16 protein-coding genes are annotated in these 13,751 nt (G+C 47.4%); 6 read left to right on the forward strand and 10 right to left on the reverse strand.

The window, feature by feature from the left end; genetic code table 11:
* The first annotated feature begins 110 nt into the window (after positions 1-110).
* Complete coding sequence (locus AR688_RS05955; protein WP_156420213.1) at positions 111-1,571, forward strand: hypothetical protein; 1,461 nt, start codon at positions 111-113, stop codon at positions 1,569-1,571.
* 293 nt (positions 1,572-1,864) lie between these two features.
* Here the strand turns inward: AR688_RS05955 and AR688_RS05960 are convergent, their stop codons facing one another.
* Together AR688_RS05960 and AR688_RS19860 are read right to left on the reverse strand one after the other, a co-directional pair.
* The gene (locus AR688_RS05960; protein ID WP_068230432.1) at positions 1,865-2,302 is read right to left on the reverse strand and encodes a type II toxin-antitoxin system HicB family antitoxin; all 438 of its coding nucleotides are present in this window, start codon (positions 2,300-2,302) and stop codon (positions 1,865-1,867) included.
* A gap of 24 nt (positions 2,303-2,326) precedes the next feature.
* A complete protein-coding gene (locus tag AR688_RS19860) occupies positions 2,327-2,509 on the reverse strand; it encodes a type II toxin-antitoxin system HicA family toxin (protein WP_082694684.1) in 183 nt (60 codons plus the stop codon).
* A 370-nt stretch (positions 2,510-2,879) separates the two neighbouring features.
* On the opposite strand from AR688_RS19860, the gene AR688_RS05965 reads away from it, so the two are divergent.
* Together AR688_RS05965 and AR688_RS05970 are read left to right on the forward strand one after the other, a co-directional pair.
* A complete protein-coding gene (locus AR688_RS05965) occupies positions 2,880-3,224 on the forward strand; it encodes a GNAT family N-acetyltransferase (RefSeq protein ID WP_068230435.1) in 345 nt (114 codons plus the stop codon).
* 474 nt (positions 3,225-3,698) lie between these two features.
* A complete protein-coding gene (locus AR688_RS05970; RefSeq protein WP_197412123.1) occupies positions 3,699-4,301 on the forward strand; it encodes a sce7726 family protein in 603 nt (200 codons plus the stop codon).
* On the opposite strand, the gene AR688_RS05975 is transcribed toward AR688_RS05970, so the two are convergent.
* The 4 genes from AR688_RS05975 to AR688_RS05990 all read right to left on the reverse strand — a co-directional run bounded on the left by AR688_RS05975 (position 4,285) and on the right by AR688_RS05990 (position 7,935).
* Positions 4,285-5,358, reverse strand: a complete 1,074-nt coding sequence (locus tag AR688_RS05975) for a beta family protein (protein ID WP_068230441.1) — start codon at positions 5,356-5,358, stop codon at positions 4,285-4,287. The two genes, AR688_RS05970 and AR688_RS05975, sit on opposite strands and share 17 nt — an antisense overlap.
* A complete protein-coding gene (locus AR688_RS05980; protein ID WP_068230444.1) occupies positions 5,355-6,242 on the reverse strand; it encodes an ImmA/IrrE family metallo-endopeptidase in 888 nt (295 codons plus the stop codon). The genes AR688_RS05975 and AR688_RS05980 overlap by 4 nt, the downstream gene beginning before the upstream one ends.
* Positions 6,235-6,861 (reverse strand): GNAT family N-acetyltransferase, encoded by a 627-nt coding sequence (locus AR688_RS05985; RefSeq protein ID WP_068230447.1) that lies wholly within the window; start codon positions 6,859-6,861, stop codon positions 6,235-6,237. Before AR688_RS05985 ends, AR688_RS05980 begins: the two co-directional genes overlap by 8 nt.
* A 159-nt stretch (positions 6,862-7,020) precedes the next feature.
* Positions 7,021-7,935, reverse strand: a complete 915-nt coding sequence (locus AR688_RS05990) for a LysR family transcriptional regulator (protein WP_068230450.1) — start codon at positions 7,933-7,935, stop codon at positions 7,021-7,023.
* A gap of 117 nt (positions 7,936-8,052) precedes the next feature.
* Between AR688_RS05990 and AR688_RS05995 the strand changes: the two genes are divergently transcribed.
* Positions 8,053-8,691, forward strand: coding sequence for an NAD(P)-dependent oxidoreductase (locus tag AR688_RS05995; protein ID WP_068230453.1), 639 nt, complete (start codon positions 8,053-8,055; stop codon positions 8,689-8,691).
* Between the two features lie 20 nt (positions 8,692-8,711).
* On the opposite strand, the gene AR688_RS06000 is transcribed toward AR688_RS05995, so the two are convergent.
* Genes AR688_RS06000 through AR688_RS06010 form a run of 3 tightly spaced genes read right to left on the reverse strand, consistent with a single transcriptional unit; the run spans position 8,712 to position 9,816 of the window.
* Complete coding sequence (locus AR688_RS06000; protein WP_068230456.1) at positions 8,712-9,140, reverse strand: DUF3429 domain-containing protein; 429 nt, start codon at positions 9,138-9,140, stop codon at positions 8,712-8,714.
* A complete protein-coding gene (locus AR688_RS06005; RefSeq protein ID WP_068230458.1) occupies positions 9,140-9,469 on the reverse strand; it encodes a hypothetical protein in 330 nt (109 codons plus the stop codon). Before AR688_RS06005 ends, AR688_RS06000 begins: the two co-directional genes overlap by 1 nt.
* Positions 9,470-9,471: 2 nt before the next feature.
* Complete coding sequence (locus AR688_RS06010; RefSeq protein ID WP_068230461.1) at positions 9,472-9,816, reverse strand: thiol-disulfide oxidoreductase DCC family protein; 345 nt, start codon at positions 9,814-9,816, stop codon at positions 9,472-9,474.
* 173 nt (positions 9,817-9,989) lie between these two features.
* Between AR688_RS06010 and cueR the strand changes: the two genes are divergently transcribed.
* Entirely contained in the window at positions 9,990-10,388 is a 399-nt protein-coding gene (gene cueR / locus AR688_RS06015; RefSeq protein ID WP_068230464.1) for a Cu(I)-responsive transcriptional regulator, read from the forward strand.
* Positions 10,389-10,409: 21 nt separating this feature from the next.
* Entirely contained in the window at positions 10,410-12,680 is a 2,271-nt protein-coding gene (locus AR688_RS06020) for a heavy metal translocating P-type ATPase (RefSeq protein ID WP_082694686.1), read from the forward strand.
* A gap of 42 nt (positions 12,681-12,722) precedes the next feature.
* Here the strand turns inward: AR688_RS06020 and AR688_RS06025 are convergent, their stop codons facing one another.
* Entirely contained in the window at positions 12,723-13,658 is a 936-nt protein-coding gene (locus AR688_RS06025; RefSeq protein WP_068230469.1) for a sodium-dependent bicarbonate transport family permease, read from the reverse strand.
* Between the last annotated feature and the right edge of the window lie 93 nt (positions 13,659-13,751).

Here is a 13,751-nt window from a genome sequence, read left to right on the forward strand (position 1 = left end):
GGCAACAGGCGATTACTGCAGTGAAAGCGAGCCGCAGCAAGCAGATGCCGTAGTCGGGCTTTAAATGTTGTGTTAAACAAGGTATCCCCATGCGGTATGAAAGAGCCGAAATGGAACAAGCGTACACCAAACTTGTTCAGCAAGAAAAACCAATATTTGCCCTTTTGGCAGCTGTTATTGGACTAGTACCGGCAACATTATTCTTGATCCTGCTGGGGCAACATTTTATTCTGAGCCTCATTGTTGCCAGCTTTGTGTTTCCGGCTATCGCGGGGCTGTTTGCCAGATATGTGGGGCGTTTATATTCCTCAGCTGCCCGAATTCCGGTGATGTTGGTTGTCGGGTTTGCATACATTGCTTTAGGGCTTTTGCTCCAGGCTAAAGTGATTTGGTTTCTGGCTGCGCCAATACCATTTGGAGTGGCATTTGTAACCAGTAAAAAGTCTCTGACAAAACCCGAATGGCAAGCCATCAGTGAACATTCAATTAAGCCTTTTCAGCTTAAAGAAACATCTGGCTTCAGAAAAGCCGCACTGCCTTTGCTAGTGCTTTTTTCTTTGCCTGCTCTGTCATACTTATATTTTATGCTGCCCGATAATGCTTGTTTAAAAAGTATCGAACAGAATAATTACTTATCTGTTACTGAAAAATGTACCTTGGGCAAAGCTGGCTCGATTAGGAATTGGTTGGCAGGTAATGATCCGGCATCAGATCACAAGTTTGGAACCTATTACTCGCCAACAAAAGAAGCAATGCTCATACGGACCAAAGCAGAATCGGGCGAAGCACAGTTTCAAATTCTTTGGTGGTCAATTGTTGATGAAGCCTATCGGCCAGGACCGGATGCTGAGCAGTTTGCCGGCAGCGATAAATATGAAAACGATGCCAGATTTTGGCGGCATAAAGCGGCGTTACTGGGGCATCGTCCTGCAGTTGAAAAAGAATTAGCCATCTATTCTTCCGTTGCGCAACATGTCAGAGCTGAAGCGTTTAAACAACAAGCAATAGCGTTCTCAAAACAGCTTGCTGCTGCAAAGATAGAAAGGGCGGATGAGCTGGTAGCTGCAGCCAATAACATCGTTACCCAAAGCGATATTGTGCAACGTTATCGCACACAGTTAGCTGACCTTGAAGCCTTGTCATTCGATGAGTTAGACAATCTGCTGTATGCCGTTGAGAACGCTGAGTTCCACTATAATATCCATGATTTTAATAACGATTTTCCAAACACCGGGTATTACACAGGTAGTATTCAGATTGAAGTTGATGAAGATAAAGCTCTGGATATTCTCAAGGTTATGTCTGTTAAATTTCAAAATGCTGAGGCGTCTTATAAAGTCTTTAAAAGACTGGCAAGGAGCAATAGCAAACTGGCAATTCCCTTTTTAGAACAAGCAGCCAAGCAGGGCCATATCGAAGCGGCCGCACTTCTTGGCAAAATACTGTATTGCCAAAATAGCAGAATGGAAGGGCTGGCCTGGCTGAAAAAAGCCGCAGACCTGGGTAGCAATGTCGCTCGCGAGCAGCAAAAAGAGATTGGCTTAACCCGAAACCTGAAGGCGTGTGGCTAAGCTGATTCAAAATAGCAGGTAGAGCGAAAACCCGACAATGACTATAAAAAATGGCTACTAGCGGACATTGTGATTAAGCGGTTATTGGTTTATTAGCTCCGACCCAATACTCTCCCGTTTATTAGCTCCGACCCCATACTGGCATGCTTACATTTTTAAGCTGTGCGCCTGGTTGCCGCTACTGGGCATGATGGCAATATGGCTGCCGGATATGCGCCGAAGTGGGGCACAGTAGCAAGCCTGCTTGTTGCTGCCATGTTGCTGAATCTCTGTCCAATATGGGAAAAACAGGGCTATTGCCCTGCTGTTTCCAACTCATGGCGTGCGGCCGTGGCCAGAAAATGGCTGCGATCACGGTATTTGTCTGGCGAGGTTTTAACTTTGTTGTCTATGCGGCTGATTAAGGTGTCAGGTATGCTGATGTTAATCCGCTTTGGCTTGCCTTCAAATGCCGACATATCGACATGTACCAACAGCCAGGCGTTGCAAAAGGCGTAGTCGGTTAATTTCTGATAGGCCAGTACACCGGCATCTTTAATATCCTGTACCGGCAAACCTTGTTCCTGCATCTGTTCCAGCAGCATGGTAATGGCTTCTGTAACCATCGGCGCTATGTCTTCCTGACAATCTGCAGCGCTATAGCAACTGAAATTATCAGTACACAGCGCTGGCACCACCAGGCCGAAAGCTTCACCGTTCTTGGGCTCTTCTATACCGACTGAAAAATACATACATCACCTCGCAGCTGTAACAAGCTAAATACCTGCCGATTTCTTAATGGATTTAACTGTACCTATTGGCAGTGAACCTTTAGGGTGAGGCACAGCAAAAGTTTTTCCGGTAATGGGGGAGTACCAAATCTGGTGGCTGCCTTTACCCTGGCGTTTTAGCTCACAACCGGCTGCTGAAAGCTCCTTTATCAGATCCGTCGATTTCATTGCGCCTCCCAACCTTGGAATAATTATACACACAGATACACACACGGCAATGTGCAAAGTGGTTTTCAGTAGTGGCACGGGTTGCAAATCGCTGGTATTGCATCTAAGTGAAAAAGCATACACTCAATTTTATTGTGCCTTTTAATCATACAGCCTTCAGCAATTGTCAGATTTACAATGCCTGATAAATTTTCCGCCTGACGTTGAAAATTCACACTAAGGCACAATTAATCTCTGCGACTGTTAAAAATAAGGGAATAAAGTGGAAATTAGTTTGCGCGAAGTAACAAAGGATAATTGGTTAGATGTTATTCATCTGCAAATAAGCCAGTAGCAAGAAGACTATGTTGCGCAAAATGCAGAGTCGATAGTGGAATCACACTTTTACGATCATTACGTAAATCGTGCCATTTACCGGGGCGAGGAGGTGGTGGGGTTTTTACAGTATTATCAAGAGCTGGAAGAAGGTTTGCCGGATGAATTTTATATTGCCCAGTTTATGGTCGATTTAAAACTACAGGGGCAGGGTATAGGTACTGAAGCAACCCGGTTGGCAATAGCGGAAATAAGCCAAATTCCCGAGTGCAAAATTATCTCTATTTTGTATATGCCAGGCCATCATGCCATGCGCGACTTTTACGCCCGTTTTGGTTTTGTTGTTACTGAAGAAGACGAAAACGATGGCGTGGTGATGGAGCTTAAAGTACGAGACTAATGCCCTTTACGGCTGCTGATAGCCCCAGTACGGTTTTACGCAAAGTGATTTTCAGCAGGAGATAGGCGGTAAATCGCTGGTATCGCAAATTTTAAGCGGCAAGCGCCCGCTAACGCCGTGCCATATCAAAGCAGTTTGGTATACCAGCAGCGATGTTTGTTTGATATCGTCGCTGCGAATTTAAACGGCGGGTATGAGCGAATAGCAGAGTTGGCTTCTAATTCGTTAATGATGAACTATTTCGAGTTAGATCGGGAGCGGAGAGGGGACGATTAAAAGAGTTTGTTACACAACCTTTACAGAGCTCCCCGCCGACTATACTCAAACCAGCCCTCCCTGACAGTTTGTAATTGCAACTTGGCGCTAGCAACGATAGACTAAGTTTGGTATTAGAAATTGCTGCAAATGAGCAATTTTTAGCTAAACAAGTCTGAATTTATTTCAATTAGATGCTTCTTTTGTGAATTGATGAAAATGAGCCCAAATAATAACTTATCTGACAAAGATATTAGGGAAGCTTTAAAGAAGTATTTGCTAAGCAAGCCAACTCCCCCTCAAGTTGTTGTTGATGAACTCTCCGTTCATAATGGCAATGCAATTGCAGACATAGTGGCATTGGATAAATATGCTCACTGTTTCGAAATTAAAAGCGATAAAGATACTCTGTCTAGACTTTCACGACAGATTTCTTTTTATGATTTTACATTTAAAAAAAATACGCTTGTAACGACCGAAAAATATTTATTGAAAGCTGAGTCTCTAATTCCAGACTATTGGGGGATTTTGTTAGCCAAGAGAACAAACAGTGTAAAAATAGTTAACTATCGGAACGCCAAAATCAACCGAAATTGGAATGCAGAAAAAGCTCTTCTAACCTTATGGAAAAGTGAACTACTCGAAGTCGACTCAAGGTTATCAAGTGGCAAGTCACCTAGAAGTAATTCTAGAGCACAAATAGCAAAGAAAATAGTTGACGATACATGTAGTAGGTTGGTTCAAAAAAGTTTTTTTGAAATATTAGCCGATAGATTCGAAACTAAATACCAACCCTTCGAAATAACTAAATATTGTCTATAATAAATGAAATATGACAGTTAACTGTAGTTTCGATCCACTTTGAAGGGCTGCCACAAGTAGTAACTATGACGCCCCCCTTAACTTTTTTAGTTAAAGTTCGATTGGCAACTCTTTCGATATAATCATCTCCGTTGGAAAAATGTTTACCTCTGTAGAGGCCACAATTTAGTACCTCCTTGGCCAGATCATAGAATTGGTAGTCGCCGTGAGTTTTCAGTGCTCCGCCCCTTACTCCAAAAGCTACATCAAGTTGAGTATAAATAATTTTAGGGCATTGCACATTCCTCATGATTTCAACTGGAATATTTACATCTGAATATTCCGGAGAAACCACTGTATAATCACCGTAGATCACGTCTTTTTGTGAGATAAAATCTAGTTTATCCCAAAGGCTATTTTCATAGCGGGTAAATGTGCAGCTGGACTGTGGATCTATTAGTTCTGAAATTGGAGAAGTAATAGATGAAGAAGTGACTATTATGTCCTGCACACTATCAAGCTCATCGCATCTATTAAGAAAAGATGAACAATTATTAGCCATTGCTTCATAATTTTGTTCATTAACAATCCGACAGTCTAGTATCAAATCAAAAGAAATGTCCCCATTAAACTGGGAAAATAATTTTTCTAATTTATTTTTAGTTATATTAAAACTTAGTAGGTCTTCATCCACTAGCCTGATAGCCAAATAGGCTTTATCTCCGAGAGTGTTTAAAACTGACTGCAAATGCTCAGGCTCTCGGTCAAGACCAATTACAGGGATAACAGAGTAATCGGAAAACTCATTAAGAACAAATTGATAGAATGGAACCCCGCCAACATTTATGCCTGAAGGAATATCAAATACATCTAGGTAGAACCAAAATGGGTGAAATTCTTGAGCCATTCCCATACTTTTTCTGGCGGATAAGACATTATTAACTATTTCGGATTGAGATATTTTATTTGGTCTTGGTATGTCGAAAAAAGGTATTATTTCTTTTATTCTTTCTTTAGAGAGTAAAGATAAAGCTCTAATTTCATTTTGCTTAGCTTTTAAAAAAGGCACATATTTCATTCTTCACCCCAAATTATAGTTCTAGTATTGAACTCGGTCACTAATCCACTGTGTAATTTGTAATCTCGTCTTTCCCGTCTTATTCTTCCTGCAACTATAGATGGGTGCACTCCTACCATTGTAGCTAAATCAATAATTGATTTTAATTTATAATGATGGCCAAATTTTAAAGGACTCCTATTCCATAAATGCCTTGGAATCAGATTGTTTTTGGCATACATATCTGCTTCAATTTCTATATCGGAAGTAGCTTCAAAGTCTTCTGAATCTAAGATTGGAGTATCCAACATTTCTAGGTGTTGACATATATGGCCTAGCTCGTGAAACAATGTAAACCAAAAGTTATCTAATCTATTGTGTCTCAAGCTCATTCCAATGTACGGTCTATCCGTTATGGTTTTTCCAACAACACCGTCAATGAGTGAAGATTTAATAGTCGGTTCATAGATAAGTATGATTCCAACTTCAAGAAATAACGAAGGTAAATTTACTATTTCCTTAGGGACTAAACTTAGGTTTTTAACTCTTTCCAAAAACAAATCATCGACAAGGTTTAAATCGAATGATTGGATCTTTTGAGAGGATTCAATTTTATGTGCTCTATTATTTATTATTCCAGCCCAGATTGATCCATATAACTGGCTGCTTTTTTCTGATTTTCTAAATAATCTCTGCGTGCTACCCGAAGCTGATATGAATGCAACGACATCTGCTAATTCATCTGAGACTATAACACCTCTATTCAGAAGCTCTTTTATTGGAAGATGTTCCCAGTTTTCTTTTACTTGTTTGTATAAAGAAACAAGAGAATTATTTTCATCAGCAATATTGTTATTGGAGTCAATGAGGTATATGTCGAAATCATCTGATTCTGGACTATTCATTGTAGAAAACTCCTGCTCGATCTTTTTCCATTTCAAGATAATGTAGATTTTGCTTGTTAGGATCTAAACCAAAATCGCGCATGCCTATCTGATGATAATACGGTAGTGCTTGTGGAAGTGAGTGTAAAGCGAAGCCTTCTTCGTATGCTAGTTTTTGATTGATATATTTCCCAGCTTCTCTCAACATCAACGTGCCCAAGCCCTTGAACTTTGGTGTGCTAACAGGAGTTTTCCTATTACATGGGGCTACCGCTAGAAAATCTACGTAGTGTATTTGACTGGGGGAAACTCTACGTAGTTCGGGATGCAACACAATCATCGCACATTCAATACTGCCATTATTTTCAATAGTAAACCAAAGATAGCTATTAGATTTAAGAACTTTTGCTTTATGATGCCACTGCCAATGGGAGTCTCCAAAATTACAGTCGTTAAGCATCTCGCTATCTGATTTCAACGGAAATTGCAGCCTATAGGCATCAAAGACGTTTACAAACTGCGCTACCCACTCCGATTGCATTTGCATAGATTTTACAAGATCTAAACCAACCAGAAGTTCAAGGTCGTGCTCCCGTGATTGGTTGTCTGCAATCTTCCCTCTCCAAACTGAGTCTTTCATATTCAATCCATTAATTTTTCCCCAGTCTAGCACCAAAGATTCAGAATTAACAAATCGTTCTGTTTCGGTGCAATAACAAGCTATATATTAACAACTGGTTTTTCACAAACCGGACCTTTAGCGGGGCGGCACTTTGCCCTGCGGATTACAATTCATTTGCTAAAGCTGTTGCTGATACTGCTGCAAAAAATCGACAAAGGCGGTTACCCGTGCCGGACGAAAGCGGCCTGGCGGGTATACCGCGTAAATACCGGCTTGCGCTAAGCTCCAGTCCGGTAGTAGGCGGATTAACTGGCCGCTGCTTACCAGGTCGCGGGCGCTGTAGTCGGGCAGTATGCCCATGCCTGCACCGGCCAGCATAAGTGCTGTAATGGTTTGGGTAGAGCTGGTTTTAAGCGCTGCCGGCAAATACTGGCTTATTTGCTGTTTGGCCCCGGTTTGTGGGTCAGTTTGGCTAAAAGTCCACTGCTGCGGTTGGCTAAGCGGCGTAAAGGCGATAAAGCGCTGGCTGGCTAAATCGGCCGGTAGTAGTGGTATGCCGGCTTGTGCCAGATAGGCCGGGGCGGCCAGTAGCCATTGCTCAAAGTTGCCGAGCTTACGGGCATGCTGGCCGGAGTCTTTTAACCAACCGGCGCGAATGCTTAAATCGATACCTTCTTTGATTAAATCTTTAACCTGATCGCTGCTGCGAAACTCCACCTCTAAGGCTGGATGCAGTGCCATAAAGGCCACTACGGCAGGGGCCAGGATGCGGTTGGTGTAATCTTCCGGTGCGCTTAATACCAGCTTGCCCTGCAATACCTTGTCGCTGCTTTGCAATTGTTGCAACGCTTGTTGCAGCTCGTCCAGCAGTGGCAGACAGTCGCGCAGCAGTTGCTCGCCGGCGCGGGTTAAGCTGAGCTGGCGTGTGGTGCGGCGAAACAGCGCTACCCCCAGTTGCTGCTCCAGCGCTTTTAACTGCAGGCTAATGGTGGTTTTGCTGCAGCCCAGTTGCTCGGCCGCCGCGGTAAAGCTGCCGGCCTTCTGTAAACGCTGCACCAGTTGCAGGCTATTTAGATCCGCTTGATTTGGCATGATTGTTTTAATTTATTAAACAGTTATTTTAATATTAAGCTATTTTTCTGTGTTAATCGAGCCGCGATAATGCCTGCACATTAATTGTTAAGACAGCAACCTTGTGAGGAAAATAGGATGGAATTAGTTATTTTAGGGGCATCAGGTTTTATCGGCTCGGCCATTACTGCCGAGGCACTAAGCCGTGGCCACACTGTAACGGCAGTGGTAAACCGGCCGGAGCGCATAGCGGCCAAAGCGGGCTTAACGGTGGTAGGGCTGGATATTAACGATACGCCTGCGTTAACCAAACTGCTTAATGGCAAAGCCATAGTGATCAGCGCCTTTAGCGGCCACGCGCAGCAAGACGTAAAGGGCTACTATTTACAGGCGTTTAATTCGGTATTTACCGCGGCAACGGCAGGCAAGGTCGGCCGTTTGCTGGTAGTCGGTGGTGCAGCAACCTTACTGCTCCCCGATGGCAGCCGCTTACTGGATAGCCCGGATTTCCCGCCGGAATATCGCGCTACTGCCGAAGGTGCGGCAGAGGTACTGCAGCAGTTGCGCGGGCAAAATGCGCTCAGCTGGAGCTTTTTATCACCGGCGGCAGAGATTTTTCCGGGCGATAAAACCGGCAACTTCCGGCTGGGCTCAGATAATTTACTTGCCGACAGCGCAGGCAAAAGCCGTATCTCTAACGGCGATTATGCTGTAGCTATGCTGGATGAAGTTGAGCAGCCGCAGCATATAAACCAGCGTTTTAGCCTGGCGTATTGATTAGGCGACATTGCCCATAGTTAATGGATTAACCAATAAAACGACAGATGGCTGGCGCTGACTACCAGCGTCAGCTGATTGCGCAAAGCGCGATAGCCTATGCTGTACTGGCGGTTAATGCCGAGACGGTATTCGGTTAACCGCAGCAGTACAAACAAACAGGCCTGAGCAAGTAAGAAGTATTCAACCGCGGTAAATAAGGCGATAAAACTCAGCACCGGAAAGATTACCGCCGCTATGGCTAAACGGTCGGCTTTTGCTGTGGTTGTAGTGTTGCTATGCAGTACAGGCCACAACACGCCGGCCATAAAACCTAAAATCAGTGCACTGTACAAGCTGTAGAGCTCAAGCGTTTGTGCCGCACTGAGATAAAAAGGTTGCAGGTACAATAGCGGCAGGGCAATAAAAGGCATTAAGCCGGCATAACCCAACACGGATAAGCGTGACATTATAAGTTCTCCATTAAAATAGCCTGGCGCTCGTCTTCGGTTAAAATACCCACTAACACTGTGCGACGGCGTAGTTTATTCATCCGCTCGCCGTTATCCAGCAGTGCCGCCTTAAACAGTTCCGGCTGGTTAAGACAATCTAAAATACTGAACCAGTGAATATAGCCACTATGGCGCAGTAAACCGGCCTGATAACGTTGTTCCAGCGTGTTTAGTACTTGCGCCAGCCGTTCGGGCTCGGCCAACAACTTATCGGCCATGGCACTGTGCAGGCGTAAGATCTGCGCATCGGTTGCCGCGCTTTGTTTGGTTAAGGTGCGCCGGCGCATGGTTATAGTGTGCAATCGCCGCTTGAGCAGTTACTGCGTTTGGCGGCCCAGTAAGCATAGGCTTTGCTGGCCAGCCAGTAACAAGGCGGCAGGCGTAAAAACGCGACCAGCCAGCTATGTCCAGCCAATTGCCAGTAGTGCAGGCTGGCGTCTATGCCAATTAAAAAATGATCCTCCCGCCACAAATGAATTTGCTGCATCATGGCCGCTTTATTTACCCCGGCAAAGCCGCTAAAGCCCTCCGCGCTGATATCGATAAGCTCCAAATGCGGCCGCAGTTTCGGGGCCAGCCAGTTAATTTCGCGCCGGCATAAAGCACAGCTGCCATCAAAAAACAGTTTTTGCATCTCTTGCCTCTTTTGCACTGCTAAGTGCTTAATTGCGCTGTTGGCTAAATACTGTTGCTGCGGTTACGGCTGGCGCGCATTATGGATCAGTGCGTTTATTCGCTATTGCTGCTTGACCTTGCCATGATGGTAAGGTTCATACTGCTCTTAGTGTGATGCAGCAGGAGACAGAAATGAATATTGGTCAGGCAGCCGCGGCAAGTGGCCTTAGCGCAAAAATGATCCGCCATTATGAGCACAGCGGGCTGTTGCAGCCGACGCAGCGCAGTGATGCTGGTTACCGGCAATACCAGCCAAAAGATATTGAAATACTTAAGTTTATCCGCCGCGCCCGTGTATTGGGCTTTTCGCTGGCCGATATTGCCGGCCTGCTGGCGCTGTGGCAAAACCCGCAGCGCTCTAACACTGTAGTAAAGCAGGTGGCGCAGCAGCACTTAGCCGAGGTAGAGCTGAAACTGCAAGAGCTGCACGCCATGAAACAAACCTTGCAGCAGATGATAGCGCAGTGTGCGGCAGACGGTGGCGCGCACTGTGCCATTTTACAGCACCTGGCTAAGCCAACGCGTAGTTAAACCAGCAGCGGAGACAAACTAATGTCGAAAGCAATGTCGAAAGTACTGTCAAAAATAACGCTTAATATCAGTGATATGCACTGCGGCTCTTGTGTTGGCAAGGTAGAAAAAGCCTTACTGGCGGTGCCGGGCGTGCACTCTGCCAGTGTTAACCTGGCCACCGAGCAGGCACAGGTAGAGGGCAGCGCCGCTGTGGCGGCTTTAGTGGCAGCGTTACAGAGCGCCGGTTATAAAGCCACAGCGCTGGAGCCAGAGGCGGATAAACAGGCTGCGCAGCAGGATAAAACGGCACAAAAGCAGGCAGAGCAGGCCCTGTTGCTGCGCGATCTGTGGCTGGCGGCGGCGTTAACTTTACCGGTATTTATGCTGGAAATGGGTGCTCATCTTATTCCGGCGTTTCATCACTGGTTAATGGCCACCCTGGGCCAAAGCCTGAACTGGCAACTTCAGGCGGTGCTGACCACGCTGGTGTTGCTGGGGCCGGGGCGGCGCTTTATTCAAACCGGTATTCCGTTGCTGTTAAAAGGCAAGCCAGAGATGAATTCTTTAGTGGCGCTGGGCACCTTATCGGCCTGGGGCTTTTCGCTGGTGGCCACCTTTATGCCGCAGCTGCTGCCGGACGGCACGGCGCAGGTGTATTTTGAAGCCGCAGCGGTAATAGTTACGCTGATTCTGCTGGGGCGTTATCTGGAAGCGCGCGCTAAAGGCCAAACCGGGGCGGCGATACAGCAGTTGCTCAGTTTGCAGCCGGCTACAGCAACGCTGTTAATAGACGGCAGCCAGCATAAAGTTGCGCTGGCGCAAATTAAACCCGGTGACCTGTTATTAGTGCGCGCCGGTGAGCGTATTGCGCTGGATGCCAAAGTAGAGCAGGGCGAGTCCTATATCGATGAGTCGATGTTAAGCGGCGAGCCGCTGGCCAAAGCCAAGCAGCGCGGCGATGCGGTATATGCCGGTACGGTAAATAAGCAGGGCGTGCTGCAGGTGCGCGTAAGCAAAGCCGCCGGCGATACCGTGCTTGCACAAATTATTGCTCTGGTGCAGCAAGCGCAAAGCGACAAATTACCCATTCAGTCGCTGGTAGATAAAGTAACGGCGATTTTTGTGCCACTGGTGATGTTGCTGGCGGCTGCTACCTTTGCCGCCTGGTGGCTGTGGGGGCCACAGCCGGCCCTTAGTCTGGCGCTGGTCAATGCCGTTGCGGTGCTGATTATTGCCTGCCCCTGTGCTATGGGCCTGGCCACACCCACCTCGATAATGGTGGGCACCGGTCGCGCTGCGCAGCTGGGCATCTTGTTTCGCCAGGGCAGTGCACTGCAAACGCTGCGCGATTGTAAGGTTATTGCGCTGGATAAAACCGGCACCTTAACCGAAGGTAAGCCGCAACTGACCGACACCTTAATACTGCAACCCGGCCTGAATGCGCAGGCTATGCTGGCGCTGGCCGCGGCACTGGAGCAACAATCTGAGCATCCGCTGGCTGAAGCTTTAGTGGCTGCCGCGGCGGCTCAGCAACTGACATTGCCGCCGGTAAGCGACTTTAAAGTGCACAGCGGCATGGGGGTAAGCGGCACGGTTAACGGCCAACAGGTTGCCATTGGCGCCGACCGTTTTATGCAGCAGCTTAAGCTGGAGGTAACCGCGCAGGCGGCTCAGGCCGATACGCTGGCCAAAAGCGGTAAAACGGTGTTGTATCTGGCGGTTGATAACAAGCTTGCGGCAATGCTGGCGGTGGCCGATACGTTAAAACCCGGCTCAGCAGAGGCGATAGCGGCGATGCACCAACTGGGTTTAAAAGTGGCGATGATCAGCGGCGACAATCGCCATACCGCCGAAGCGATTGCCAAACAATTGCAAATTGATACCGTGGTGGCCGAAGTGTTGCCGCAGGGCAAGGTTGATGCCGTAAAACAGCTACGTGTTGAGTTCGGTGCTGTGGCTTTTGTCGGTGATGGTATTAATGATGCACCGGCGCTGGCAGAGGCCGATATTGGCCTGGCGGTGGGTAACGGCACCGATATCGCGATAGAAGCGGCCGATGTGGTGTTAATGCGTGCCGATATTATGGGTGTAGTTAATGCCATAGCGCTTAGCAAAGCCACCTTGCGCAATATCCGCCAGAATTTATTCTGGGCCTTTGGCTATAACGCGCTGCTGTTGCCGGTAGCGGCCGGAGCGCTGTACCCGGCCTTTGGCCTGCTGTTATCGCCGATGCTGGCCGCCGGCGCTATGGCGTTATCCAGTGTGTTTGTGGTTACTAACGCGCTGCGGCTGCGCCGCTTAGCGCTTTAAAAAAGCAGCTTTAACCGGCCCGCTTTAATCAGCCAGCCCGCGTTAACCGGTTAGCGCCGTAATCCAGCTTAAATACAGCGGCAGCCCAATCAGTACATTTAGTGGGAAAGTAATGCCCAGAGCCGCCAGCAGGGCCAGGCCGATATCGGCATCAGGTATGGCGGCGCGGATGGCAGCCGGGGCGGCAATGTAAGAGGCACTGGCTACCAGTGCCGCGAATATCAGCATACTGCCACTGCTTAACCCCAACAGCAGGCCCAGGCCAATACCCAGCCAGGCCAACACAAAGGGGGCAAGCAGTGCAAACAGCATTAGCCGCCATTGTTTAACCGGCAATGGCGAGCATACTTTGGCGGTGCACAGGCCCATTTCCAGTAAAAACAGCGCCAGCAGGGTGTTAAAGCCGCCCAGCAATACCGGTGTAATCGCCGATAATCCGTCATGGCCGTACAGCCAGCCAATCAGTAAACCACCGCCGAGCAATAACACGCCGCGGCTGGTTAAGGCTTCATGCAGTATCGCCAAAGAGCCCGCCTTACTGCCGTTAACATAACGATACAACCACAGCATGGTAACAATGGCCGGTAGCTCAAGCAGCACCAGATACAGTGTGGTTTGCGGCTGTATAGGCAAGTTGTGTTGCATCGCCAGCGCCATTGCTACAGCAAAGGTACCGGCGCTTACCGAGCCATAATGCGCGGCAACACTGGCGGCATTGGCGCTGCTAAGGCGCACCAGTTTGCGTAACAGCGGATACAGCATTAGCGGCAGCGCTACGCCGGTGGCGGCAATCAGGCCAAGCTCGGGCAATATCGGCATCAGCGGCACACCGTGCAGTGCCATACCGCCTTTTAAGCCCAGAGTTAGCATCAGCAAAATCGACAGGGTTTCGTAGATCGGCAGCGGGACTTTTAGATCTGATTTTACCAGCCCGGCCAGCAGGCCCAGGGCAAAAAACGCTATTACAACATCAGGCATGACACTCTCCGAAAATTAAAGCTGGCGCAGTGTGCCGAAAAACTTTTCTATTGCCTAATTAATAATATCGGTGTTTTATATAGATAATTATCT

This window comes from Rheinheimera sp. EpRS3, assembly GCF_001513785.1.
In the GTDB taxonomy this organism is placed as follows: domain Bacteria; phylum Pseudomonadota; class Gammaproteobacteria; order Enterobacterales; family Alteromonadaceae; genus Alishewanella.

What these genes read in the sequence shown, in the direction of transcription:
- AR688_RS05995 (WP_068230453.1), top strand. Translation starts at nt 8,053, where the DNA reads ATGGAATTAGTTATTTTAGGGGCATCAGGTTTTATCGGCTCGGCCATT.
- AR688_RS06020 (WP_082694686.1), top strand. Translation starts at nt 10,410, where the DNA reads ATGTCGAAAGCAATGTCGAAAGTACTGTCAAAAATAACGCTTAATATC.
- AR688_RS06000 (WP_068230456.1), bottom strand. Translation starts at nt 9,140, where the DNA reads ATGTCACGCTTATCCGTGTTGGGTTATGCCGGCTTAATGCCTTTTATT.
- AR688_RS05980 (WP_068230444.1), bottom strand. Translation starts at nt 6,242, where the DNA reads ATGAATAGTCCAGAATCAGATGATTTCGACATATACCTCATTGACTCC.
- cueR (WP_068230464.1), top strand. Translation starts at nt 9,990, where the DNA reads ATGAATATTGGTCAGGCAGCCGCGGCAAGTGGCCTTAGCGCAAAAATG.
- AR688_RS05975 (WP_068230441.1), bottom strand. Translation starts at nt 5,358, where the DNA reads ATGAAATATGTGCCTTTTTTAAAAGCTAAGCAAAATGAAATTAGAGCT.
- AR688_RS05990 (WP_068230450.1), bottom strand. Translation starts at nt 7,935, where the DNA reads ATGCCAAATCAAGCGGATCTAAATAGCCTGCAACTGGTGCAGCGTTTA.
- AR688_RS06005 (WP_068230458.1), bottom strand. Translation starts at nt 9,469, where the DNA reads ATGCGCCGGCGCACCTTAACCAAACAAAGCGCGGCAACCGATGCGCAG.
- AR688_RS05960 (WP_068230432.1), bottom strand. Translation starts at nt 2,302, where the DNA reads ATGTATTTTTCAGTCGGTATAGAAGAGCCCAAGAACGGTGAAGCTTTC.
- AR688_RS06010 (WP_068230461.1), bottom strand. Translation starts at nt 9,816, where the DNA reads ATGCAAAAACTGTTTTTTGATGGCAGCTGTGCTTTATGCCGGCGCGAA.
- AR688_RS06025 (WP_068230469.1), bottom strand. Translation starts at nt 13,658, where the DNA reads ATGCCTGATGTTGTAATAGCGTTTTTTGCCCTGGGCCTGCTGGCCGGG.
- AR688_RS05985 (WP_068230447.1), bottom strand. Translation starts at nt 6,861, where the DNA reads ATGAAAGACTCAGTTTGGAGAGGGAAGATTGCAGACAACCAATCACGG.
- AR688_RS19860 (WP_082694684.1), bottom strand. Translation starts at nt 2,509, where the DNA reads ATGAAATCGACGGATCTGATAAAGGAGCTTTCAGCAGCCGGTTGTGAG.
- AR688_RS05955 (WP_156420213.1), top strand. Translation starts at nt 111, where the DNA reads ATGGAACAAGCGTACACCAAACTTGTTCAGCAAGAAAAACCAATATTT.
- AR688_RS05970 (WP_197412123.1), top strand. Translation starts at nt 3,699, where the DNA reads ATGAGCCCAAATAATAACTTATCTGACAAAGATATTAGGGAAGCTTTA.